A 26,037-nucleotide genomic window follows, 5' to 3' on the forward strand; every position below is an offset into this window, starting at 1 on the left:
CAAAGAGGTTCCCCCAATACTAAAGGCGCAATAAAAAGTAAATTATCAAAGTAAAGAATCGGGCGAAATTTTTATTAAATCAATATTGAAATGAAAATACGCTCCAATTATGGATATTAAGTATCTATATAAACTACGAAAGAAGGTTTTTTTATGAAATTAAGTGTTTTGGATCAAACTCCAGTTTCAAATGGACAGACTCCTCATGAAACTATACAAAATACTATTGAATTAGCTCAATTAGTAGATGGTTTAGGATATCAAAGAATATGGTATTCCGAACATCATGGATCTGCAAACTTAGCTAGTGCTTCACCTGAAATATTGATTGCCCATATTGCATCAGTGACGAACCAAATTCGTGTTGGTTCTGGTGGAATCATGCTGATGCATTACTCTCCATTAAAAATGGCTGAAATATTTAAAACATTAACGACATTATATCCTAATAGAATTGATTTCGGTGTAGGCCGTGCACCCGGTGGTGACCAATTTTCTACTCTTGCATTACATGAAGGAAAACAACCGAACCTGTTCAACCAGTACGATAAATTAGTGGAAACGATGATGTTTATGTCAGAAACGATGCCTATTGATCATCTATATAATCGTACACTGGCAGCTCCATTGAGTGCTCCATTACCTGAAGTTTGGCTATTAGGATCTAGTGGCAGCAGCGCTGCACAAGCAGGACGATTTGGTATTGGATATTCGTTTGCTCAATTCATTAGTGGACAATTATCTGCCGAAATGTTGGAGTCTTATCGTACAAATTTCACTCCTTCGGAGTTTATGCAAAACCCTCAAATTAATGTTGGTTATTTCGTGATGGCGGCAGAAACAGCTGAAGAAGCTGAATATCATGCAGCTAGTTTAGATTTAAACTTATTATTTTTAGATAAAGGGATGCCTTTGCAAATATTATCTCCTGAGGAAGCATTAAATTATTCTTATACCGAAATGGATAAGATGCATATACAGAATAATCGTAAACGATTCTTAGTTGGGAATGCAAAAGATGTTGCAAATACGTTACGTGCACATGATGAAAATTTTGGTATTAATGAAGCTGTGATTGGGACAATCAGTCATAGTCATGAAGCAAGACTACAGTCTTATAGATTACTTGCACAAGAACTTTTATAAAAAGAAAGGTGGAGAAAGAAATGATTGAAATTTTAAATCGAATTAACATATTAGCTAAGAAACAAAAAGAAGATGGTTTAACACAAACAGAATTAAAGGAGCGTCAAGAATTACGTCAAGAATATCTTCAAGTTATTCGTGGTCAAGTAAACAGCACAGTTACAGGGTTAACAATATTAGACCCTTTAGGTAATGATGTTACACCTGAAAAATTGAAAGAAGAACAGCAAAAACAATCATTAAAAAAGAATGATGACGCATGAAAATGACGGCTGGCGTGGAACAAGCTGTATATGCTCTTTTATTGCTTAATCGTTTACCTAAGCGTGCTATGTTATCAGGTGAATCATTAAGTCAACAACTACATGTTTCTCCAACTTATCTTCAAAAATTAATGAGAAAACTTGTACGAGCAGGGCTTGTTTCTTCAGTGCCAGGTGTAAAAGGAGGCTTTCAATTACAAGCTGTTCCTGAAAATATTCGAATATATGATGTGTATATTGCTGTAGAAGGCTTAGAATCTCTTTATCGTTCAAATGGCATCTTTCATACAATGTTTCAATTAAAAGAAAATACAACCTGTCTATTATCCGATGTAATGAAAGAAGCTGAATATGCTTGGCAATCTATCTTAAAACGTACAACGATTGCTGTATTACACCAGGCACTTAATAATACCTCTTCAAAGGAATCTCTTACTAAAATTGATTCTTGGTTAAATGAAAAGGTTGTCTTATAAAATCATTCTCATTTTGCTGGTTAAGGGAAATGAGAATTACTAAAACAATTCAACAATAGAAATAAAGGTCTGTTGAAATATATGTTCTAAATAAATAATTTTTAGGAGGGAATTTAATGTTTGTTAGAGTGGTAACTTTAGATTGTAAAGCGGGAATGGAAGAACAGCTTCGAGAAATGGGACGGCTTGTGCTCGTACCTATCAACAAAGAGGCAGGCTGTATTAGTGCATATTTCTTAGAGCCTAGCATTGAAAACGATAATACTTCTTTTGGTGTAGTAAGCATTTGGCCAGATAAAGAAACATTAGACACTATGAAGAATAGTGAAAGATATCGAAATTCAATTCAAAACATGAGTCCTTTAATTGAAACATTAACGGATCGTCTATATTTGACTGTTTGAATGGTTGACATATTGATAATTTTACGAATAATGATCATGAAAAATATAAGACGTATAAATCAAAGGTGCAATACTAGTTTATAAACGGGTCATAACTGGAATTACAGTCCAAATTATGACCCGTTTTTTCTTGTATCTAGGTCGCATCCCTAATCACTACAAAAAGCGTCATAGTTAGAATAGACAATCTAACTCAGTGTATGTAAAAATTTTCTTAGCGTATATTCTCGTTAAAATGTGGGTGGGACCCCTCGTTGATCCATCTGGTCTAAATCTTTTAGAGATAAGTATCCGAAATCTCGAATACATAAATCTCCTGGGCATAAGGTATCTAAACACTCTGTACCAAAGGTTTTATCATTATTTTTACCTGGTTCCATTTGAAAATTGAGGAATTTCCCACTATGTAAATCATACTCTAGTTGAATCTTAATACCGGCTGTTTGTGCACATCCTCCTGAACCAGGATAAATAGGGGATAAATGATTGGGTACTTGAAAAATAGTAGCATCTAAAATACTTATACGTTGAAAATAAGAAGTATATTGGTTTTGGATTTGAGACGAATCGTTTAGTTAGCTTTTGACTAAAAGAGAGAATATACGCTGTAGAAATAAAACAGCGCATCGGTTAAAACGTTGATTAAGTCCTTCTGGACTCATGAGTGTAGCTGTATTTGCATAAAGCTGACTACATAATCGAGTGAGAGAATCGCTTGCTACATGTCGACTGATCCAAATACATAAAGCAGCCATATCTCGTGCGCCATACTTACTTTTACGTTTTACAAAACCTGTCTCCTGTGCGAGTTGTTGGAAGATATGTGGAGATAGATATCGCTGTAGTTCTTCAGCGAATAAATGAAACTCATCTTGAATCGATAGATTCATACAAAAACGCCATCCTTTCTGTATATTTCTACAAAAAGAATAGCGTTTTTTTCGTTTTATGGATACAATTTTTTAGCTTGATGGATGTGGCATCCTACCCCATATATGAATTTATACTTATTTATTTACTGGAATTACACTAAAAAAAGATTTTAATTTAGAGAATGCTTCTAAATCTCCCATTGTTGAAAAAATTTCTTCTTCTTTAAGATGAACAACAATTGAAGGGATAGTCTTAAGCATCCCAATAGATTGTTTCTTTTCATTAATCTTCATTATTTCTTTATAATCAATTTCAATAAGAACCTTATTTACTTTCATTACTTCTGTATAAAAAAACATTCTCATATTCGTTGCTACTAAAGTTCCAGGTATATTAGGGCTATTAAACACATTACCAGCTAATATTGAAAGCCCGCTTTGGTTTTTATAATACGCTTGAATATAATTTTTCACCAATTCATTCTCATACAACAGATCTTGTTTTATCATAAATATCTCTCCTTATATGGAAATAAAATAACTAATAATAAATTATTATGATATTTTTTAAAAAACTTTATATTAGTATATTACCATTAAATATCGCTATAAAGATTCTTTAATTTTATTATTAATGAAATTAATTAAAGGTGTACCGCCCCATGCCCATCAAGCTAAAATTTCATTTTAGGGTAATTCTGAATTCTTAAGTTGATGGGCATGGGATACCGCCAGCATTTCGGAAAAAAACACGCTAAGCAAAAACATACAATAAGCTGTCCATATGGACAGCTTATTTACATAATTATCGTTATTGGAAGTCATTTAAAAATTTTATATGTCGATTTTTTCTTTGCCCTTGCGGATAAACCACCGTATCAAAGCTAAAAGTAGTATGAAAAGCGGTATTATTTGAATAAAGAAAAATCTTTTCCAAAAATAAAGTGGATTATTATATGTAAATTCTGTTGCCGCCTCATTTGTATAAGAAAGAAACAAACGAACCTACCAAACAAGAAATTGGAATTGTGAGTAGATTTATCGCTAAACAGATCATTATCAATGATAGATTTTTAGCCTTAATTTTTGGTGAAACAGACATGAAAAATAAAAATATTGAAGTGCCGGATATAAGAAAAAATGGTATTACATAAAAAATTAACATAATATTCTCCATGATTTTGATTGTACCATTAGCAAAGACAATTTTGTGCAAATTTGTATGAATAGGGTATTCATAATCAGTTAACATAACGTCCTATTATCGGTAGCAAGAAAAAAGCGAATCCCTATTTTCAAAAGGAATTCGCCTTTTTCTTTTTCTATAACCCTATTCATATACTTCCCTATACTGGCGCGGTTTTAGAGTTCTCCTTTGTTACTGAATGAGCCGAAAAACTGTATAGAACCTTGCATACTCTTAGCGTGGTTATTTTCCTAAATGCTGGCGGTACTCCTTATTTAAGAATATGGCCCGATTGCTGAACTATTGAGGAGATAGCTTTAATTGGATATATTACCTAAAGTGACCCCTCAACCTACGAATCGTTTCCATACCCCTAGTAAGTGTTATTCATATCTGTAATCGTTGCGCCTATGCTTAATCCGGCATGAATAAAAAGGAAGGTCAGGATACAGACCTTCCTACCGGCAATCATTTAAAATTAATCAAGGCTGCTTCTTAACAAGACTCTGATGGGTTTGGTTCAAATGCGTTAATAAAGTGAGTGTGAGTTAATTTTAAATCATCATTCCATATTGCTTCATAAATAGCCTGATTAACAACACTTTCCACATCTGCTCCGGTTTTCAAGTTAAAAAATTCTTTTTCTAGTAATGACTTATCATAGGGGAATTCCAATTTTGAAAGATAATAACCGAGTAATGCTCGAATCCCTTCGTGAGTTTGGAAAGGTACTTCCACTTTCAAATCAAAGCGACCGGCTCTTAGAACAGCATGGTCCATGTTGTTCATATAGTTTGTAGTTCCGACAACCAATACATCGGTTAATTCATCGTATCCATCCATTTGCGAGAGTAGTTCATTAACTAAGTCAGCTCCGCTTGTGTTGGTTTCCCTAGAAGATGTTATTGCATCAATTTCATCAATAATCATCATACATGGTGCAAGCTCTCTTGCTTTTTCAAAGTATGTTTTTAACTTGTTAGCAGAGTCACCGTGATATTTGGATAGAATATCGGAGCCTTTTAAAGAAATGACGTTCATGTTTAACTCGGATGCAAGAGCTTTTGATAAATAAGTCTTCCCTACACCGGTTGGTCCATGTAACAACAGACCTTTAATCTTTCGGACGCCTTTATACTTGTGTTTCATCACCCACGGCTTAATCAACTTCTTCTCCAGCTCTTTTTTTGTTTCATCGAGTCCAATTACATCTGACCATTTTACGTTGGGCTTATAGGATAATACTTCTCTTCCTGCTGTTGGGATAATCTTATTCTTTGCCTGTTTAAAATCATCCATAGAAACACAAATGGAAGCTACATCTGTGATTTCTGACTCTATGTCTTTTACATGTCTTCTTAGGGAAAATAAAGCAGCCTCTTTGCATAGTGCAGCAATATCCGCTCCGACGTATCCATGCAAGGTCTTTGCTAATTGGGTTAAGTCAACATCCTCGGATAAGGGCATCTCTCGACTGTGAATTTTTAAAATCTCTTCCCTTCCCTTTTCATCTGGCGGAGCAACATAAATTTCGAAGTCAAATCTTCCTGGTCTCCTTAACGCGGGATCTAAACTATTCTGGCGATTAGTTGCAGCCATTACGATAACCTGCTCTCTCTCTTGCATTCCGTCCATTAACGTTAATAATTGAGTGACGATTTTATTGTAATGAACTTCTGTGTGACTATCCCCGCGTTTAGAGGCAATTGCGTCGATTTCATCAAAGAAAATTATCGAGGGTGCATTATTTTTAGCAGTATTAAATATTTCTCTTAGTTTTCTTTCTGACTCACCAAAATATTTATCTAAGATTTCTGGACCGTTTACCGTATAAAAGTTCATGGATGTTTCATTAGCAACCGCTTTGGCTAATTGGGTTTTTCCGGTTCCTGGTGGTCCATAAAATAAAATTCCTTTATACGCGGAAATTCCGAGATGTTCAAACACTTCAGGATACTTAAATGGTATTTCAACGCTTTCACGAACCATACGGATTTCCTGATCGAGTCCACCTATATCATTGTATGAAATATTTGTGGTTTCAGGAGTAGGTTCACCTTTTTCTTTATCCTCGCCGTCTAAATTGATGGATAGGGAATAGCGATTTTTCTCGTTCTCTCGCCATTTCATTTCTCCTATTGTTCGAACAATAGGAACGACTCCTGACTCATCTAATATAAACTTCTCATTCTCATTCAAATCAATATCGGAAGGGAGTTCATTTACCATGCGGATTAAGTCATCTTGGTTAAAAAACGGGCACAACGTAATAAGTTTCTTCTTGGATTCTGCTAGCAATAGTTTAATGATGCGTTCTTTATCCACATGAAAAGTCTTATTTTCCTTATCCAAATTCCCCTGCCGATACCATATGTTTCGGATTTCGTCCCCATAATAATAGCCTTCAGACCATTCAAAGTCCCTTAACACTACATCTAATCGTTTGCATCCAAAGTACTTCCCTTGATCATAATCGCTTAGACCTTCACTGCAATACTCATCTGGTAACAAGCTTTCGTTTCGCCTTTTAGAGCAGTCTAATGTTTGTTTTAGTGTGTTTAATTCATTTGTACCTGCTGGTTCGTCGTTAACAAATAACTCTGTGCTTTTCCAACCCCTTACGCTTTCCCAAAGTTTTAAAGCCTTCGGTAGTGATTCGAGGCTGTAATCCGCTTTATGGATAAGGCTTTTTCCTATGATTTCTTCTTCGTAACGAGTTGAGTATTTTTTTGCCCTGCGGACAGCTAAATTGTAATTTTGGGAAGAACTTTTCCCAAAGTATATTTTTATCATGTGTAGCCCCCCCGTTGCTTGAATAAACTCTTGTTAACTCTATTTTGAATCCATAACATTCCAATTCGCAACCATTTTTTAAACAAACAATTAACCTTAGTTACATAAAGGCTTTGTTAAATATCGTTATTGATTTTTTAGCCATAGAAAACCCGAATTTTATCTTGGTTCTTAAGTTCTTTCTTGAACTAATGCTCCCGTTCGTTAAAGAAGGCATTAAAATAATTATTTAATTAAATGCTAAAAGCAGCGAGATTTCACTTTCGAAATCCACTGCTTTTATACTTGTTTTTATAAGGGATAGCATCACATGCCCATCAAGCATATATACTATTGCGCTTCTTTTTGGGTACCGCCACATCACCATCAAGTTAAAATTTTAAAATGCCCCAAAAACAAAAAATTAGAATCTTTTATAGCAATGAAGTTCATTTTTATTGTTTTTGGGACAACCTTTTCTGTTAGGCTGATGGGCATGTGGCGGTACCCCTATAGTAGCTTTTTACACTCTAAAATAAAGTCAATATCCTCACAAGTAGTATCCTCATTGTAAATACGTTCAATAACTTCCGCTGCATACTCTTTATCTTCATATGTTTCTGCTAATCTCTTCATATAGTTTTTTACAATTTGTATTGCTTCTTCCTGATCTAAATTGTTTTTCATTAATTCAGGGTTGAAATATCCCAATTCGTACACTCCTTTTCATTAATGTAATAATGATTTCGCTCTCTTTTCTCGCATATATACTGCAAATTGTTTCCCTTCTGTTGCTCCTTGTTTAGCCGTTCCAATATACACTAAATCATCCCATTTGGAAAATGGGACCATTTCACTATATCTTTTCCACTCATCGTTTATGTTCACTACATTGTATCGTCCCTCATTTGCTAAGAAACTCATACCAAATTTAAATTGAAATACTAATCCAGTTGCATATTTTATAAGAATTCTTCTCAAGACGGGGTACTGCCAACACTTTGAACCCCCACGCTAAGCGAAGGATTACTAAACTACTTTTTCAATAGATTGAACAATATAATCGCACACAAACCCATCCACGCTTTGTTCTAAATTAAATTTCATATTTAAAGTTCTGCTAATTTCATCAATAAACATTGCTAAATAGCCGATATCCGTAGAGTCATTCCTGTCTTTTGTATTAAAATATGGAGCGATATTAGTGAATAATTTTTCGCATTCTAGATAATGCTTTTTATCAAAATTTGGAGTGTAATCTGAAAAAATTTGCATTATGTCCAAATCAGGTAACTCCTCACCAGGGATATTTGCATCTAGATAGTTCTCCCAATAGTTTGTCATAACGTTAACTATGCGCTTATAAATAAGATTCTGTGCTTTTAAAGAGATATTTGAACTGTTTTTTGTATATTCCATTAATCTTTTTAAGCCAAACCCATTCCAATGCTCAATTCCACCCTCAATAATATACCCACCTCTTAAATCTTTAGATACTAACTCAACTATCTTATCAAAGTTAATTTTATTATTTTCTTTGTCTATTATTACTTCGATAGGAGGAAATTTACGAGGGCTTTTAACTGATTTTACTTGGTCAGCACTAGTTATAAAATACTCAATTTGTGCCATCACAATATTTCGGATTTGCTCTGCTTTTAAATATATTCTTTGGTCAAGGTAGCTTTTGTTTTGTATGTGATGATCAACTGTCGATAAATTATCCTTTTTAGGCTTGTCGTGTTTATCACTCGCTATTTCCAAACAGTAAGCCATTTCAGCTAAGCTTTCATTGTTGAAATAACTAAGTTGAGTAAATGAATCATTTTCTTTGTTGCTAAAAATCCTCCAAAGTTGACTATCTTTATAACCCTTTAACTCTAGAGATTCAATTTTTGTAAGCTGCTCTCCTGAATGAACAATAAGTGTTCTTTTAGATCCCATAATCTTTTTAGATATTTCATTGCATTATTTAGTCGATACAGATTGTTAACAAAATGATCCGCTTTCATGTCTGGAATACCTGATTCATTTCCTATACCTAAAAAACCATTGTCTAATTGGTCGAAATAATCAATACATCCTCGAATAATCCAAACCAGAGAAGCTTCTGAATTATGAAAAGTAGTTTCAGTTTGATGTTTTTCTTGATACTCATTAAATTTATCTTTTAAATCTTTTGCCGTGGTATTAAATTCTGTTGAAAGTTTCACAATAATTGGCTCCATTAAATTACTCCATTCATCTAAAATAATTAGTAATTTTATTATATCATTTAGGGTTTTAAGACGTTATTTAGCACCTTTTATAATTTGAAACGAACGATACATTTAAAAATACGATGGAAGTAAAAAGTACTGGTAACACACTAGCAAACACCCCAATTATTCTAATATAACCTTTAATCAATATCAGTGTGAGATGATGAATGAAAAAAAGAGTGGTCAGACAAAATTGACCATTCTTTTTTTCATTCACCTGTACTTGTTGGACAAAAATCCATAGTTTACTCTTCCATTGGTTTTAAGTTTGCTACTGCCATACAATATTTAATCATAATCGCTTCCTTATCTAAATAGTTTTTACTGTGGTCCCAACCAAAATTATGGAAACATTCATGCAGAATGGTACTTGCCCATATGTTTATTGCATTAGCGTTATCGTAGTCTGAGTTTTCTCCCAGTACGATCCCATTAAGAGAAATATTGCAACAACGTAATTGATTAAATGCGTTTAATTCGCCTGTTCCTAAAGTAATCTTATTGCCCTCTGGTTCTTTTTCAAACTTGTCTATTATTAGCAAATTCCGCTTACTACAACTCTTCTCTAATGAGTCGTTTTTAATTAAACGAAATGCTAAATAAACCGCATAATTAAGAGCGCCCCATTGGTTCTCATTTTTAATAAATTCCATAAATTTTTGGTCGTAAAAAGGTAAGTTGCTCTCACGAGGACAGGAACCAGACTGAGCGTCATCCATAGGAATCCAAGTAGTTTGGGACAAAAATTTTATTGCGGAGTGTATTATTTGTACTTGATTATCTGAAAAAGAGTGGTGGACTCTATATATTAAAGAAAAAACTGTCGAAGGATTAACTTTTAAATGAGGTGGAATTTCATATTCAACCTCATAAGTAGTGTAAGGAATGTTGTTTATTAAATTAGCGGGAGATACAAGTTTTAATCCTTTTTCTAATAATCCATTGTTTAATGAAATGTTGATTTTGCTATTATCCATTTATTTTTTTACCCCTTCGTAAAAAATCGAGAATCAATAATAGTTTGTACTTTCTACTATAAATTATGTAAACATTAATACCTTTAATATATGGTAAGTGTATTTTGCATGTTCTAAACCCTTCTACAATGATTTTATGTTGATAGAGGTAAGTAAAGCAGCAATTGATTATAGCAAATATATTTGCATGGAATATATAATTAGGTATCACATAACTGTTTTTTATAATAATACATAAAAGGAGAAATATTATGGTTCGATTCTACCTATCTGATTTATTGAAGCGATGTAATTATAACTTAAATAGGACTTTATTAATAAGACACTCCACAAATCATGAACGCTTTGTAAAGGCTTATGGTGAAGATTCTCTTCGCGAATACACCCAACATCAAGACCCTGGCTTCTTTGATAACTACGAGATAGTTATAGTGTTTTCTGCCGACAAAAGTACAACAGCGAGATACTTGAAATCGTATGAAGTAAAGCATGGTGAACCGTATCATATATCGAAAGATTGCGCTAAATTCTTATTAGAACCCTATAATAATAACATTATGCATCCTTTGTTTGAAATGAATAATGATACATTGAGTGAGTATGAGAACAAGCTATTTATAGATTGGGGAAAAGGTATGAGGTATTGGCAAAAGGCTACCAATGAGAAACCCATTACACAACTAGCTGATACAAACCAATACAACTTCCCTGGATTTGAAAATATGTCGTTGATGTACAATGAACTAAAGGAAATGGTTACTAATGGTGATACATATAAGGATTGGCACATAGCTTTAAGTTCTATTAATGCTATATATGCAATAACAGACTGTTCTAACGGCAAACTTTACATAGGTTCTTCATACAATAAGAATGGATTACTTGGGAGATGGAAAGAGTATGTCCATACGATACATGGAGGGAACAACAAACTTATACGTAAACATAAGCAGGACGCCATGGCTCACTTACAATTACAATACTCCATACTAAAAGTGCTACCTAAAGATATTACACCGTTAGAAGCAGTTGAAGTTGAGAAGAGATATAAAGAGAAGCTACAAACCGTTAAGTATGGTTACAATGAGAATTAGAATTAGAACTTGAGATGTATATATATTCGATACATATTTTTTTGGGAACAATAATGTAAAATAATAATTTACAAAACTTATTGAAACTTTTATGGAAAATAACCCCTTACCCATATAGATTATGTAAAATGAATTTAATCTTCTTGGATATTTACCAAACTTCATAGCAAATATTTTAATCAGATTAATAGTTTTGGAGAGTCTAGTGATTGATATTAGGTGCCTAAACTTTGCTTTATGTCACAGACAATTGATATTACTATTTAAATTAACATTTTAAGAAGTGCGTATATTATATGCACTTCTTTTTTATAAAGGAAAACTTGCCCCGGATCTTAATTTTAATAAGAGGGGGGTAGAAGCTTTATAATCTACGTTTATTTCTCCTAACTATTAGAAACGTAGTTATAATCTTTAAAATTTCAAAGAATCTAAAGCGCCGATAGAGGAATGGTGGTGGCATTTAGATAAGGTTGTTTCGTTGCATAATTTTATGTTTAATGGAGAGGTATATTGTCCCTAACAGTTGGAGGCAATACAGAGAATCCCCTTATTGTGGTTTTTATTAATTTTATATACATTCTGGTACATGAAATTATACAAACTGATTTATCCCTTGGTTTTTCTTTTAAAAATTCTTATAGTATTTTATATAAATGTTATGGTATTGTATAGATAGAAAATTTGTTTCCATTGTTTATACTCTATTGTACGTAGCGTGAAGGACAAACCTTACGCCCAGTTAACTCGGGCGAGGTTTGTCCTTTTTTTACTTTAAGGAGGAATTTACTATGAAAAAAGTCTACAAAATTGGAGCAGTTTTAACAACCTTATGTGTTGCTTGTATCGCGATCTTTACTTTAACTAAGAATGAATCAGTCAAAACAGAAACTGTAACACCAGAAAAAGCAATTGTATCTGCTGCAGATGCAGAAAGAGCACCAAAAAATATAAAAGATATTTCAAAAGAAGAATTAAAGCAAAAAATAGAATCCCATGAAGAGTTTATTGCATATTACTATCAACCAACCTGTCATTATTGCAAAAAGGCTGCACCGGATATCAATAGTATGTCAAGAAAACATGATAGTACGATCTATCGTATTGATATTTCTACACCAGAAAATCAAAGTGCATTTCAAGAGTTTGATATCCCTGGTACTCCAGTTGTTGTAGCTTATAACAGAGGAGAAGAGGTTGAACGGCTAGAAGGAGCAGTGTCAGCTGCTACATATGATGGATTCTTTGCAAGACGTAATTCGAGCGCTAGCTAGTATAGTGCTCGTTTTTCTTTTATTAAGAAAGGAGAATTAACATGCAACAAAACGCTCGTATTCATTCTTTAGACATAATAAGAGGTATAGCCATACTATGTATCCTATTTGCTAATCTACCTACTATGACGGGACTAGATCCCTTTAATCAAGCAGGTTACTCCGGTACAGATAAAGTGATTCGTTTTTTAGTAGATTTGTTTATTCAATCAAAGTTCTATACTATTTTTGCATTCTTATTTGGGATAGGATTTTATATCTTTATGAAAAATACAGAAGCAAGAGGCTATCCTATATATATGTTATTTAGCCGTAGATTGTGTATCTTACTACTCTTCGGTTTACTCCACTTCATCTTTCTATGGTATGGAGATATTCTACATGCGTATGCTTTAGCTGGCTTTATCCTATTGTTCTTTTATAAGCGATCTACTAAGCTTATTTTTATAGCCGGTTGTAGTTTTTTACTTGCTAGTTATATACTACGTGTTATTTTATTTTTACAAGCAAGCCCTTCTATTCCCGAAGAGGTACCAAATTACTATCAATACATGTTTACAGGCAACACCACTAATCAAACAGTGAATCTATTTACACATTATTTACATCAAGTAAAAGCTCGTTTGTTCTTTTTAATGACACAAGAATTTAAACAACTACTAATTGGAATCCTAGAATATATTGGCTTATGTTTAATAGGCTTATGGGCTGGCAAGAAAAATATTTTCAAACGTGTATCGGAACTTGAAAAGAAAATTAAAGTCTTACAGTGGAGTTCACTATTTATTTCATGCTTACTCTCTCTGCCTATTATCTATTATTTTATAGAAACTGATATTTATTACGCTAGCCATATCCAATTATGGATTCTTTTTGGGGGGAAAACGCTAGCTATATTCTATATTTGTTCCCTACTTTTAATTTGCGAGAAGAAAGGAAATGTAAAGTGGCTGCACCCCTTTATGAACGTAGGTAAGTATGCTTTAACTAATTACATCACCCAAAGCATACTAACGCTTGTCATTCTTTCGTGGTACTTTAAAGATATCTCACTCGTATATTACTGGCAACTATGTATCTTCGGCCTTTTTATTTGCTTCGTACAAATTATATTCAGCAAGATTTGGAGTAAACACTTCCGCTATGGTCCTATTGAATGGGTATGGAGAAAAGGAATTTACAAGGGATAACCTATTTTTACTAATTAGATACCATTAACTGAAAAATATGATAAAATATTATATGAAAGATTAAGGATATATTCGTGGTTTTAAAATGATTTTATTCAAATTAAAGTGGTTCAAGTCAGAGGAAGGCACCTTAGGGTGTCTTTTCTTTATATAATTTATGATTTAAACGTATAACGAATTGTGAGTGCGTATCTGCTGCCTTATTATCCTGTAAAAGAAAAAATAAGTTAAATTCCCAAAGATATCTAGCTTTTAGTTAATTACATACACCACTCCATGATATAATTACATCTATATATATTATTTAAAGGGTGATAATAATGAATTCATACACAAATAAGCAAAAAACAGTATCCCTTATAATAGCTTCATTTATCTTTTTCAGTTTTATATTAACTGGTATATACAATTTTACACAACCAAGTTTCTTTTACGTAAATTTAGGAGGTTTAGTCCTCAACAGTTTTATGTTATTTGTGGCAGCTAAAGCATTAATAAAACATATTAAAGACTAAGTATATACAACGATAAAATAAATTTAAGCTTATTTGAGGTATCGCCACATCACGATCAAGCAAATAAAATTGAGATGGAGGATTCAACATGAATAATCTAAAAAACTTCTTAAACGAGAATCTTTTCATTAAATATTCTCTATATATAATATTAGGAGCTGGACTAGTAAAAACAGGTTATGAATTTGGCTATTTCATTACAAACTTCACGTTATAAAACAATAAGTGGTGTTAATTAATATAACACCACTTACTAGTAGTCAGTAGATATAGTAATCTAACAAAATCCCCCATGAAAAATTGCTACATTATAGAACTTGAAACATAACAACAATTAAGTTCATACTAGCATGAACAAGAAATGATACTAGTAACCTATTGGTACGCACATATACTACAGCAAGTATAAGTCCGATTAGAAAGTATCCAAATATAAATGGAAAATCAAAATGCATAATAGAAAAGAAAAATGAACTTATTAGTATACTCCAGGTTTGTTTAAACTTTCGAGTTAAAATATTTATGGCCGCATAACGAAAAACAAACTCTTCTACTAAAGGTGCAAGAAGTACAATTGAAATAAGAGCCACAGGAGATATAGTTGCAGCAGCGACTGTACTAGACGTATTTTCTGATTGCGTAGTTAGCTGGAATACACTATTATCTAACATACTACCAACCATCTGCGCAAGAAATACTAATATAATCCCAATTAAAATCCATACCAATGAATTTCTTGATAATTTAATCGATAACTTTGGATCACTCATCATTTCTTTACTATATATAAGAAAAAAGATTACCAATGTGAGTGAAAATCCAATTAGTTCCCAATGCACAAGAAGTTGTTGGATCGCTTGTTGTTGGTTTCCCTGAATATCATACCAGCCTGTCTTCGCTAGCAATTGCACTCCTATAATTCCAACAAATTGAGTCATTACAAAATAAATGAGAATGATGTAGCTTGATTTAAATAAATTACTATTATTCATATCATTGTATTTACCTTTCAATTAGTATATATAGTTAACAATCTAAAAAGATTAAAATTCACCTTATTTGTATTAAATTAACGCTTTGGTTTAGTTTTCTTCTATAGGTTGCATTGCTTCTAATTGAACAGACATAACTACATAATGTTGTTCATTACATTTTTTGCAAAAGCCATGATAATGTTCATCGTTAACTTTACCTTTTGCACGTACCTCTGTACGGTTAAAAGAATCGCAATGTTTGCAATACCATTTTATTATTATCGTTTCAATCATTTCAATCTCTCCCTTTTTACTAAAATTCAAAATTTATTACAATAACGATTTCATATACATGCTGTCATTACACCTTTTGTAATCCAATTTACAGCTAAGAATAGTGAAGCTTTTCATTAGAATTATAATCTGCTACATTGACGTTGCAAATCTACTTTTATTTCAATTATATATATTGATTAAGTGATTAAAAGCCCAAACAATTCTCTCGAACTACCTACTAAAATCAAGCCGCTTGCAGGTGCTTTAAACCTATTTCTAATGCACCGGTTCCACCAAACCCCTGATTAAATAAAAGCGGGACATTATACTTCTTCGCATATTCTTTTGCTACATCAATGGATACATGGCCACATGCACCTTTTTGAATTACAATAACATCACATTTTTTAATGACACTCCGAAACGTCTTCTTTATACCACCATGATTTTTCCCGTCATGAAAAATCACCTGACAATCTCTTTTTTCCGCTAGTTTTTCTAACGTCCTACCATTTGATCCACCTAATACTAGAATTGTATTCATTCCCACTCACTCTCCTTATTTTTCTGTTTTGTATATGTACTTGGCGATGTTAGCAGTACAAGAGTACAAACTACAATATTCATTAATACTACGGCTACTACAATTAATATGGCAAAGACCGGCAACAACAGCATAAAAATAAAAGCACTTACGACCAAGCATACAAAGATGAACCCATTACTCATGTCTTCATAACCGTCTAACCCTTGCACTATATTTAAACTATGCATCCAAACCGTGATAGCATCCCAATGTTCTACTAATAGATATCCTCCACCCAAAAACAAAGCCCATCCGAATAATGTCCCTAAAAATCCTGAACCCCTTCCAGAAGAATATCCCGCAAAATAGTTTGCTGCTGTTCCAAATAACATTCTCATTTTTTCTTTCCTCCATATCTATTTCAAATCAGTTATATATATAGATTTCATTTAGCTGTGGTTTTATTATATCAGAAAATTATGAATATTTAATAAATATTTTTAGAGTACTCTTTATTTTTTTAGAAAGGGTTGTGTTTTTTCTTCCACAACCCTCATTTTCCACTTAATCCACTGGTACTTCTTCTTGCCCGTGCGGAATTTGTTCAATTGGTGTTACAATTTGTGCATATTGATTTACTTGCACTTTAAATTGACGTGGTTCAAGGAAATTCACTTGTTGAATTTGAACTTTAATGTGGTACGTATCTACTTTTTTTCCGCGTTCTATTTTTGTAATACGAGCATTATAGAATTTATCTCCATGCAGGAAATATCGTTGTACAGCTTCTGTAGCAAGCATGCGCTCATTACTTGTCATTTTCATTGGCTCAATACCAAATCCAGCCTTTGTAAACAAATATGGTACATCATAACTGCTGGAAGATATTTTTCGTAGTAAGTCTTCTACTGTTTTTGTTTTCGCGATATATTCCTCTTCTTTTGTATCAAATCCCTTTGGCTTATCTCCAAGCATCTCTATTTCATCTTGATTTACTTGTTCTTCCTCTTGTACTTGTGATTTCATCATGTAACGATGAATGGTATTATAGGTAGCTACACCTAGCACTAAAACTATGACCCCCAATACCACCAAGTACTTACGAGGCATATTGGACAAAATATTGATTACTTTCTTCATCTTCTCTCATCCCTTATCAGTCTATAACATTACGGATTTGAGTCATATGTTGTCCTCTTGCCGTATAGTTTAGACCTGTAATTTGTACACCCTTATCATCACCAATATGAATCATTTTCTGGTTCCCCATATAAATTGCAACGTGTCCTGGGTTTTCATAGAAGATGAGGTCTCCTGGTTGTGCATGATTGATGTCTGGTACTTGTTTACCTTGTCCAACTTGAGCACCTGTCCAATCTCCAAGTTGCACACCTACACTTGTTCTAAAGACATACTGCGTAAATCCTGAGCAATCTGAAGTGCCACCCGGTGGATTACGATCCCCTAATACATATCTCACTTTTCCTTGACCAAGCCATTTTTTTGCTTCTGCTAATACTTTTTGTCGTTTGTCATTCATCATAATAGGTGAACCACCAGATGATAGTCCTGGATTATCATTTTTCTTAAAGAATTTCATTGGATCCGTTGGTTGGTCGTTAATACGAATTTGGAAATCTAAATGAACAGCATAACCAGCCATATTAAGTAAACCAGTATCTTTATTATAGTTAGAACCGCCCATCTCCCCAATAATTTGTCCTTTTGTTACCATGGTTCCTGGTGCAACTGATATTTTACTCAAGTGTAAGTAGCGAGATACAATGCCATTTCCATGGTCTACATAAACACCTAAACCACCACCATTTACATTTCCTGTTTGGTTCGTTACAATACCAACTTCCATCGACCACACAGGGTCTCCAGCTTTTCCGGCGGTCATGGCCCCAATATCTACAGCGTTATGTTGTTTTCCACCACGAACCGCATCAAACGTATCTGTAATACGCCCTGATTTCGTTGGCCATTTCCAACTTTTATCAGACACCCATTCTCCATCCCCGGACGCTACACAACCTAAATCCTTGTAATACTTCAAAACTTTGGTAACGTACGTATAATCCCCATAACACGCTCCCACTTTGGTTCGGAAGTTATTAGGATCAGAACAACCACCCGGATTTAAATGTGCCTTACTTCTTGAGAATTCAATGGCTGTTTCCTCTGAATAACCACCTTTTGCTAATGCATAGCTAATAAAACCACTCCCAAAATTATATGACTGTAAGGCGAGAGCGACGTCACCATTCGCTTGTCCTAGCACATCTTTAAATTCCTGTACTCCTGCTTCAATAGAAATATTCGGATCTGTAATACACCCCATTCGAGCATTTCCTTTTACACCTATACAAGATGGACTCAAGTCTCCATAATGTCCCTCTGATGCTTGCATCGGGTCATTTCCTGCTCCAGCTGATTCCTGCATCATTTGAGCTGCCAGAATACCAACATATTCAGCGACACCATGTTTTTCTGCCATCTCTTTAATTTTTGGAAGATAACCTGTTACTTTTTCATTGATATTAACAGGCTCTCCACCAGGACTAACAGAACCTACGCACATGCCCCCGATAAATCCACCAGTTGGGGCTAGATGTCCATACATTCCCTCTAACATCCCTGCAGCTAATATCTCACGCGCACGATCTTTTTGACTCTCACTAAATTTTGCAAGTTCCATCGCTTTCTCTAGCCCATGAGAAGAGGTTGTCACCTTTTTACTACCACTAGCATTAATTTCATCTATTTTTTTCTTAAAATCTGTATCTCCCAATATCTTTTTTACATCTGGACCTGAAAAACTCTCTGATTTTGTTTTCTGCATCTCCTTCTTTTTCTTTTCGCATGGTCCATTCGGTCCTGCCTCACATACCTCTTTTTCCGTATATTCTTCATATTGGATATCCAAAAAATATGAAATAGCATCATGTGGATCTTTACCAGTGAGATCATTATCATACCGCGCCATGTCAAAAGCGACAATCTCTTTCCAATCCACATTTAGAGCCATTGAAACTTCCATATACTTTTTCACTTGTTCTTCTGTTTTACTTTCATCATCGGTAAATGGTACAAAAGATGCTAAAATGACACACACCACAATAATCAGCGACATAATGATAGCCGCAGGTAATCCAACCGCGGCTAATATTGACCCTACAATTTTAAGTGTTGCCTTTTTTAGCAGTTTGGCAGCAGCTTTCGCTGCCGCCCTTCCTGCTTTTCCTGCCAATTTTGCCATTTTCCCGCGAGCTTGCATCCCTTTTTTCTTGATAAAGTGAGACGCTACATCTTTTAAGGGATTGCTTTTTTTCTGTTCATTTGGATCGTTTGGGTTCTTACTCATAGACTTGTCACACCATACTTTCCATGCTCATGATTTCGTCTTTTTCGTTGTGCTAAACGTGGATTTGGCGCAAATGGTATCAGATTTTGCGGATCATATTCTGATAAATTCAGGTGTGTCTCTGCACGTACGGTTTCGTCTTGTGTGTGTGTAACCAAAATTTCTTCTCTTGGTTTAATGCTACTATCTTTTACTTCACAATTTCTTTCAATTCTTTGGTTTGTTTGTAAACGTGTATCTCCTTTTCCAAATGGTGAGATACGTGAAACCGTACCATCTGTTGTAGTAGCTACCATATAACTACGGTCTCTTTCTACGACCATTTGTACATTCTTATATCCACCCTGGTCTAAATCGGACATGTAGAAATTCCCATTGTCTACTTTATGATTCACAGTGATTGGCGGTTCGCTCATTACTGGTTTTTGTTGTATTGGTCTTGGATTTTGATTTCCTACCAATTGATTTGGATTTGCATTAATCGAGCGATTTATACTAATTTTCCCACCACTTGAATCTTGTATATATGCTGGAGAAGCTTTCATACCATTTCGGTACTGTGTCAACTGCCCGTCTGCAATATTTAAATCTTGATATACCATTTGTCCGGAACGAATGCTACTATCTCCACTACCATAACGAGATACAACTTGTGTCATCCCACTGGAATCTTTTGCTTCAATCCATGACTTGTTATTCGTCGTAACTAAACGTACAGCCCCTTTGGCAACAGATTGCGTTCCTGTATGGTCTGTTGTTGTTGGTACCATTCTCTGAATCTCTTGAATTTCTTTTGCTTCTGTTTGAACAGCTTTGTTATACAGATTATACTTACTTACCGTACGTGAAGCTGCTTGATAAGCACCAGCGCCACCAATAACGCCCGCTGCATAACTGAGTCCTTTTGTTACATTGTAATGGCGTTCTGCTGCGTTACCTCCTAACGAAGTATGAACAGCAGCTGCAGTTCCACTCATCACTCTTTGTACTACATTTCCACCCGCTTGCTGAACAGCATCTGACGCATTAAAGTATGCTTTTGATACGTTTTCTAATCCTTGTATATGCGCAAGGTGTTTGGCACCTTCCATCATACTTATACCTACCATCTTACTTTGCTGTGTCATACGTCCCACTGCTGAAGTTGGTATAGTCATTTTCCCTGCACTTTGCGAAATACTTGCTACACTAGCTGTTGCATCTGCATACGAACGTTCAATCTCACGTACCGAAAGGTTACCAGCTTGTGCCAGGCTTGCTTGCGTTTGCGTAGCTGCATACACATCTTTATTGATCGCACCACCTGTCGCGACACCATGAGATCTAACTCCTTGAATAGAACTTATAATCCCTGAACTTACTTGTTGGCTCACCGTTCCAAGAGTTGCATGATTTTGTAGACCCTTCGTTAATTCAGAAGCAAAGGCACCTTTATTTATATAAGATTGTGTATGCAAACTCTTACCACCTGCATCTTTTGCTTGCACAGGCATCGCTCCTGATTGTACCGCTGCTTGCTGAGCGATTGTTTTAAATTCATTTCCTTTTTCATTCAAGTGTGCCTGCCACGCTTCTAATTTTTGCTTTGGATACATAGTTGGAGACAAGTTTTTCATAAAGTTTTCTTTGTTCTCTGCTGCATACCCTTGTTTAAAGGACTCTGTAGAAGCTTGTACCAGGTTCCCAACATTACTTACTTCTTTTGATTGCTGATTTCCGTACCCATTTGTTAAACTATGTGTTTTCACTCCATTTACCGCTTTTTGAATACCTGCTGCACTAGATACACCTATTGCATTTATATTTGGATTGCTTTGTAATTGATGCGATAACTGAGAAGCAAAAGCTTCCTTATTGGCATAACTAGTCCCATCTTTTTGTTGCACAATCCCCGCTTGTTCGGCAGCTTTCTGTGCATGATTTTCGAACCCTTGTACTTTGTGACCTAAATGCTTGTTCCATGCCGCTTCTTTTTCTTGTTGTGGTACATCTGCAGGAAATTGCTTCATGAATTCAGCCTTATGATCTGCACTATACGCCTTTTTAAATGCAGCAGTAGAAGCACCGACAAGAGCACCAACCTGTCCCATGTTTTTATGGCCACTCTCTAACGTTTCTCCTTTTACATCCTCAACTGCTTTTCCGACTTTTCCTAATGCAAGTTGAGAAGCAAAAGCATCTTTATTCACATAGGACTTATCAAACAAGTTATTTCCTTGCTTATTTGGATTGCTTTGTAATTGTTGTGATAACTGAGAAGCAAAAGCTTCCTTATTGGCATAGCTAGTCCCATCTTTTTGTTGTACAATCCCTGATTGTTCGGCAGCTTTCTGTGCATGATTTTTAAATCCTTGGACTTCCTGACTCAAATGCTTGTTCCATGCCGCCTCTTTTTCTTGTTGTGGTACACCTGCAGAAAATTGCTTCATAAATCCAGCCTTATGATCTGCAGCATACGCCTTTTTAAATGCAGCAGTGGACGCCCCAACAAGAGAGTCTACTTGTCCCATGTTTTGATGACCACCTTCTAGTGTTTCTCCCTTTACCCCTTCAACTGTTTTTCCAAGTGCAAGTTGAGAGGCAAATGTATCACCAGGCATAGCCCCCGCTTTTATTGCCGCTTGTTCTGCATGATTTCTAAACCCTTGTACTTTTGAATTAAGATGGCCGTTCCATTTTTTCTCTTTTTCTTCCGCCGACATATTTTCTGGCAGTTGACTCATAAACGCATCTTTATGATCTGCCTCATATCCCTTTTGGAATGCGTTAGTCGCAGCATTGACTAAATCTCTAGCATTTCCATATGGTGTAGCGTTTTTCTTCATATTTTGCAAATCTTGTTTACGCTGATTATTGAAATGAGACATTTGATCGCTATTTGTTTTCGCTACTTTTTTAGCAATCTCTGCATCAGAAGCACCAGGGAATGCTTGTTTTAATCGACTAGCAACTGCAGAATCCGAATTATCTGCTTTCCAAGATTCAAAATCTTTTGTAGCTAAATCCTGTGCAATATCTTCATCCGTTAGTTCTGGATAAGATTCACTATTTAACCCATTATAAGTGTCTGTACCCTTCTTCACACTTGAACCAATATGTTTTCCTAAGGCTACAGCTCCTTCTCCTACTGTAGCAGCAGATCTTCCAGCAACCGCACCAGTAAATCCGCCCGCTTTACTGCCAGCCAATGTCCCTATTGCCATTCCTTCTGGTCCAAACCCAGCTCCTGTTGCCATACCTGCAAATCCACCAGCCGCTTTACCAATTGAACTTCCAATTTGCCCTGCTTTTAACATGCGAGCTGCACGAGATGTTGTACCTACATCTGTCCCTAAATTTGCTCCTAATGCATTTTTCAGGTTATCAGCATCTTCTTTTTTATCTTGCTCTCCATCTTTACTTCCTCCTGTTTTCTCATTATTACTACGATGGTCATCACGTATTCCCTTAACAATTCCTGCCATACTTGCTAAGGCACCCATTCCAAGCATTGTGCCTGCTCGATTTACTGCTCCCACCGTATTTGTACTTAAACCAATAAAACTTTTTACAATCTCACCTATAGGAATAAACATAGCAAATAAGATTAATTTAATAATAGTGTTATCTGATTTACCTACTAGCACAAAAATGAGCCATATGGTAATCGCATGGATACCTTGAATGAGTACTGTACCAACAAACTCTCGGATCCAATATAGTGTTTGTTGTTTCTTTTGCGGGAATAACCACATACCAACCATAATCGGTCCCATTAACATCAAAATATAAAGAGATACAGCCCGCATTAAGTAGAAGAAGTTTGCCCAAAGTGATAATCCAACTTCTATCAACATCGCGAAAATTCGAAATAAATAATCATCCTTATTTTTATCCATAGACAATTCAGCAATTGTCTGACCTGGTTTAAAAATGTCTAGTGAATGTTCTCCTATTGCTCTTTTAAACTCTGATGTTACCCAACTATTAATATCAAATACAAAGTTATAAAAGAAATCTAAATGCCATATACAAATGGAAACAATCAATAAATCCTTCGTATATTCAATGATATATGTTCGATTCGTTGGATTAATGGCAGCTGCTGAATACTTAGCCCCTGCAAATACAACACTGACTAAGACTAAAAAGGCTGCAAATTTAAACATGACTGGTAATCCTGAATTTAATACATCTCCAGCCGTCCCCTCTTTAAATAAAAAAGCTAATTTTGTACTATCCCCACCAAAAATTAAATCGGGGATAGAATCAATTAATAAGTAGATTGGAGAAAGAAAGGTCTTGACCATAGAAACTATTAAGCCGCCGACCCATCCTATTATCTTATCAAGCATAATTTCACCTTCCTTATCTCTGGTACGCTATTACCCTGCGTATCCTTGTACTTTCTTCATATTATTTAAAAGCTCTTGTAGTACGGCTTCATTTGATTCAATAAACATCATTTCTTTGTCTGATGGATCTGTTTGAATCCAAACTGAACTATCTCCTACACGGAAGATTCCTTCTCCTTTTCCTGGGTTGTTTAGAATAATATCAAGCTCCCCAGCCGTTAAGTTAAAGTTCTCTTGGATTTTTTTCTTATCAATCTTATTTTGCTCTAAGAAGAAATAAGAGAAAGTAGATTGCAAGATACCGCGCGCTTTTACATTTTCTAAAATACGAACAAAGTCCTGACTTGCCCAACACATGCCGGCATTTCTTTTACGTGAACGACGTGCTACTTTTTCTAAGAAGTTAACCGTCTGTTCATAATCGATAAACTGCCACATTTCATCCACATATAATACTTTTCGCTTAATAGCGTGTTCAGGACTCTTAATCCAATGCTCCCAAATATAGTTCAAAATAACGTGGAAGGCGATTGGTTTTAAAAATCCTTCCTCTAAATGACTAATGTTGAAATTAACAACACGTGACTCATTTAACTGCGTTTCTACACCACGGCCAAAATGACTTTGTCCATCAAATAATGGCTTTGAACCATCACGTAGGAATGGACGAATCGCCGCAATTAACTCTTCCGCTTTCACATCGTCTCCATGATGTTCTACTATTACATCGTAGATTTCTTTTAACTCTGGCTCTGGCTTTCTCACTTGGGACTGAATTAATTGTCCATCCACTTTTTTCACTTCATCTGTATATAAAGATGAAGGGTGTGAGGTAATACCATGTTTATCAAACACTTCACGGATTGCATCTTCCAGCATCGTACGCTGGAATACATTTAATCCTGGTTGATCAAAATCTTGTCCACGAATAATAATGTCAAAGAATCCTAGTATTTCATTAATTTTCTCTAAAATAGGTACAAATCTTACATACTTCACGCCATCACGCTCTATGAGTTCTTTCTTATCGTATTGTTCAAGCGCTTCTAGTTCTTCATCTTTATCTGTAATCTGAAGTTCTGTTACCGCGATTGCACAAGGGTTAATAATGATATTACTTTCTGGTGAAATATTTAAGTTAATACCACCTAGACGTTTTGTAATTTTTACGAATTCGCCCTCTGAATCGATAATCATTGCATGTGTATCTGCAAGTGACGTTTCACGTGCTAACTTCATCTTTAAAAGTAAACTTTTCCCGGAACCTGAGATCCCCGTCACACCAATGTTATAATTTGGTGGGCGATAATCTGCATTCCCGAACGAATTTAAAAATTCTATTTGTCCAGTAATTTTGTTCTTTCCTATTGGTATACCACCATTAAATCTTCCGGATCCTGACACAAACGGGGCAAATGTACACAAGGCACGTCTATCGATATTTCGGTATGTATCTTGCAAAGTGTTTGGTGCACCTAGTGGCATAACAGCTTTCAAACCACTTTTCACACGATTCCAAGTACTTGCTATCTTAAAGTGTGATGCTTGCATTTCATCCTCAAGATACTCACATAAAACGTCTAATTCTTTCTTTGATTCTGCATACGCAACAGCCATCGTACTCACCATATAGGAGTCATTCTCATTAAATTGAATTTCATCCATTAAATTGTTTGTATCTTGAATTTTTGCATCTAAGTCTTTTTCTTGATCAATGTTTCCTCGTGTGCGTTGGAAAGAAAGGTTTGAACGTAGCATCGTTAGCTGCATATCTAACGATCGCATCGCCTTCGCTTTTGGCTCTTTATGAATATCAATCATGACATCGACTTCCCCAGCTGAAGTTAACATGTTCAACCAATTGGTTTGCATCATACGAGGGTATCCATCACGTGGAATGTAAAACGGACGGAAGAAGGTATTACTTCCTAAAGACTGCTTAATCACCCCATAGTCTTCTGCATCAATTTTCATGCCTTCTGGGGCAATGACATCAAACACGGTTGTTTGATTATCTAATTGAGTGGGTACCTCTTCTTGCTCCTGCTCTTCCTCCTCTAGCTCTAATTCATCTGTTTTTTCTGCTTCTAATTTCTTTTTTTCTTTTTTCTTTTTTCCAAACAACTTCAT

Annotated in this window: 23 protein-coding genes and 3 pseudogenes; 9 read left to right on the plus strand and 17 right to left on the minus strand. The window is 35.0% G+C overall.

The features are described from left to right. Window positions 1–153 precede the first annotated feature (153 nt). The 4 genes from QCI75_RS29765 (at window position 154) to QCI75_RS29780 (ending at window position 2,289) form a co-directional block, all read left to right on the plus strand. Window positions 154–1,146: an LLM class flavin-dependent oxidoreductase gene (locus tag QCI75_RS29765; RefSeq protein WP_353762111.1), complete on the plus strand. Its 993-nt coding sequence runs from the start codon at window positions 154–156 to the stop codon at window positions 1,144–1,146. 20 nt (window positions 1,147–1,166) lie between these two features. Then, window positions 1,167–1,409, plus strand: coding sequence for a DUF896 domain-containing protein (locus QCI75_RS29770; RefSeq protein WP_353762112.1), 243 nt, complete (start codon window positions 1,167–1,169; stop codon window positions 1,407–1,409). Next, complete coding sequence (locus tag QCI75_RS29775; protein ID WP_353762113.1) at window positions 1,406–1,885, plus strand: Rrf2 family transcriptional regulator; 480 nt, start codon at window positions 1,406–1,408, stop codon at window positions 1,883–1,885. Before QCI75_RS29770 ends, QCI75_RS29775 begins: the two co-directional genes overlap by 4 nt. 116 nt (window positions 1,886–2,001) lie before the next feature. Then, window positions 2,002–2,289, plus strand: coding sequence for a putative quinol monooxygenase (locus tag QCI75_RS29780; protein WP_353762114.1), 288 nt, complete (start codon window positions 2,002–2,004; stop codon window positions 2,287–2,289). A gap of 248 nt (window positions 2,290–2,537) precedes the next feature. Here QCI75_RS29780 and QCI75_RS29785 read toward each other — a convergent pair. The 9 genes and pseudogenes from QCI75_RS29785 to QCI75_RS29825 form a co-directional block, all read right to left on the minus strand. Further along, window positions 2,538–3,179, minus strand: a pseudogene (locus QCI75_RS29785) (IS4 family transposase); the annotation flags it as partial. A gap of 117 nt (window positions 3,180–3,296) precedes the next feature. Next, window positions 3,297–3,671 carry a PH domain-containing protein gene (locus QCI75_RS29790; RefSeq protein WP_353762115.1) on the minus strand — a complete coding sequence of 125 codons (375 nt, stop codon included), beginning with the start codon at window positions 3,669–3,671 and terminating at the stop codon, window positions 3,297–3,299. Between the two features lie 324 nt (window positions 3,672–3,995). Then, a pseudogene (locus QCI75_RS29795) lies at window positions 3,996–4,326 on the minus strand (hypothetical protein). Window positions 4,327–4,842: 516 nt separating this feature from the next. Next, window positions 4,843–7,140 (minus strand): AAA family ATPase, encoded by a 2,298-nt coding sequence (locus QCI75_RS29800; RefSeq protein ID WP_353762116.1) that lies wholly within the window; start codon window positions 7,138–7,140, stop codon window positions 4,843–4,845. Window positions 7,141–7,629: 489 nt separating this feature from the next. Next, the gene (locus QCI75_RS29805; protein WP_353762117.1) at window positions 7,630–7,830 is read right to left on the minus strand and encodes a hypothetical protein; all 201 of its coding nucleotides are present in this window, start codon (window positions 7,828–7,830) and stop codon (window positions 7,630–7,632) included. 18 nt (window positions 7,831–7,848) lie between these two features. Continuing rightward, window positions 7,849–8,049: pseudogene (locus tag QCI75_RS29810) on the minus strand (hypothetical protein); the annotation flags it as partial. 99 nt (window positions 8,050–8,148) lie between these two features. Then, window positions 8,149–9,063: a hypothetical protein gene (locus QCI75_RS29815; RefSeq protein ID WP_353762118.1), complete on the minus strand. Its 915-nt coding sequence runs from the start codon at window positions 9,061–9,063 to the stop codon at window positions 8,149–8,151. Next, on the minus strand, window positions 9,000–9,347 hold the full coding sequence (locus QCI75_RS29820; protein WP_353762119.1) for a hypothetical protein: 348 nt from the start codon (window positions 9,345–9,347) through the stop codon (window positions 9,000–9,002). The genes QCI75_RS29815 and QCI75_RS29820 overlap by 64 nt, the downstream gene beginning before the upstream one ends. A 278-nt stretch (window positions 9,348–9,625) precedes the next feature. Continuing rightward, window positions 9,626–10,357 (minus strand): hypothetical protein, encoded by a 732-nt coding sequence (locus tag QCI75_RS29825; protein WP_353762120.1) that lies wholly within the window; start codon window positions 10,355–10,357, stop codon window positions 9,626–9,628. Between the two features lie 251 nt (window positions 10,358–10,608). Between QCI75_RS29825 and QCI75_RS29830 the strand changes: the two genes are divergently transcribed. From QCI75_RS29830 to QCI75_RS29850, 5 genes are all read left to right on the plus strand, one after another. Beyond that, window positions 10,609–11,451: a GIY-YIG nuclease family protein gene (locus QCI75_RS29830; protein WP_353762121.1), complete on the plus strand. Its 843-nt coding sequence runs from the start codon at window positions 10,609–10,611 to the stop codon at window positions 11,449–11,451. A 791-nt stretch (window positions 11,452–12,242) separates the two neighbouring features. Beyond that, window positions 12,243–12,725, plus strand: coding sequence for a thioredoxin family protein (locus tag QCI75_RS29835; RefSeq protein ID WP_353762122.1), 483 nt, complete (start codon window positions 12,243–12,245; stop codon window positions 12,723–12,725). Between the two features lie 41 nt (window positions 12,726–12,766). Beyond that, window positions 12,767–13,915 (plus strand): DUF418 domain-containing protein, encoded by a 1,149-nt coding sequence (locus QCI75_RS29840; RefSeq protein WP_353762123.1) that lies wholly within the window; start codon window positions 12,767–12,769, stop codon window positions 13,913–13,915. Between the two features lie 320 nt (window positions 13,916–14,235). Further along, entirely contained in the window at window positions 14,236–14,430 is a 195-nt protein-coding gene (locus QCI75_RS29845; protein ID WP_353762125.1) for a hypothetical protein, read from the plus strand. A gap of 88 nt (window positions 14,431–14,518) precedes the next feature. After that, window positions 14,519–14,647, plus strand: coding sequence for a hypothetical protein (locus QCI75_RS29850; RefSeq protein ID WP_258127040.1), 129 nt, complete (start codon window positions 14,519–14,521; stop codon window positions 14,645–14,647). 91 nt (window positions 14,648–14,738) lie between these two features. Here the strand turns inward: QCI75_RS29850 and QCI75_RS29855 are convergent, their stop codons facing one another. The 8 genes from QCI75_RS29855 to QCI75_RS29890 all read right to left on the minus strand — a co-directional run bounded on the left by QCI75_RS29855 (window position 14,739) and on the right by QCI75_RS29890 (window position 26,037). Then, window positions 14,739–15,422 carry a CPBP family intramembrane glutamic endopeptidase gene (locus tag QCI75_RS29855; protein ID WP_353762127.1) on the minus strand — a complete coding sequence of 228 codons (684 nt, stop codon included), beginning with the start codon at window positions 15,420–15,422 and terminating at the stop codon, window positions 14,739–14,741. A gap of 90 nt (window positions 15,423–15,512) precedes the next feature. After that, window positions 15,513–15,698, minus strand: a complete 186-nt coding sequence (locus tag QCI75_RS29860) for a hypothetical protein (RefSeq protein ID WP_353762128.1) — start codon at window positions 15,696–15,698, stop codon at window positions 15,513–15,515. A gap of 226 nt (window positions 15,699–15,924) precedes the next feature. Continuing rightward, the gene (locus tag QCI75_RS29865; RefSeq protein WP_353762129.1) at window positions 15,925–16,224 is read right to left on the minus strand and encodes a DUF2325 domain-containing protein; all 300 of its coding nucleotides are present in this window, start codon (window positions 16,222–16,224) and stop codon (window positions 15,925–15,927) included. Beyond that, window positions 16,221–16,604, minus strand: coding sequence for a hypothetical protein (locus QCI75_RS29870; RefSeq protein WP_353762130.1), 384 nt, complete (start codon window positions 16,602–16,604; stop codon window positions 16,221–16,223). The genes QCI75_RS29865 and QCI75_RS29870 overlap by 4 nt, the downstream gene beginning before the upstream one ends. Before the next feature lie 166 nt (window positions 16,605–16,770). Further along, a complete protein-coding gene (locus tag QCI75_RS29875) occupies window positions 16,771–17,346 on the minus strand; it encodes a hypothetical protein (RefSeq protein ID WP_353762131.1) in 576 nt (191 codons plus the stop codon). A 16-nt stretch (window positions 17,347–17,362) separates the two neighbouring features. Further along, window positions 17,363–19,573 (minus strand): lysozyme family protein, encoded by a 2,211-nt coding sequence (locus QCI75_RS29880; protein ID WP_353762132.1) that lies wholly within the window; start codon window positions 19,571–19,573, stop codon window positions 17,363–17,365. Continuing rightward, window positions 19,570–23,907, minus strand: a complete 4,338-nt coding sequence (locus tag QCI75_RS29885) for a hypothetical protein (protein ID WP_353762134.1) — start codon at window positions 23,905–23,907, stop codon at window positions 19,570–19,572. The genes QCI75_RS29880 and QCI75_RS29885 overlap by 4 nt, the downstream gene beginning before the upstream one ends. 30 nt (window positions 23,908–23,937) lie before the next feature. Continuing rightward, the gene (locus tag QCI75_RS29890) at window positions 23,938–26,037 is read right to left on the minus strand and encodes a VirB4 family type IV secretion system protein (protein WP_353762135.1); all 2,100 of its coding nucleotides are present in this window, start codon (window positions 26,035–26,037) and stop codon (window positions 23,938–23,940) included.

The organism is Bacillus cereus group sp. RP43, from assembly GCF_040459645.1.
GTDB lineage: Bacteria > Bacillota > Bacilli > Bacillales > Bacillaceae_G > Bacillus_A > Bacillus_A mycoides_C.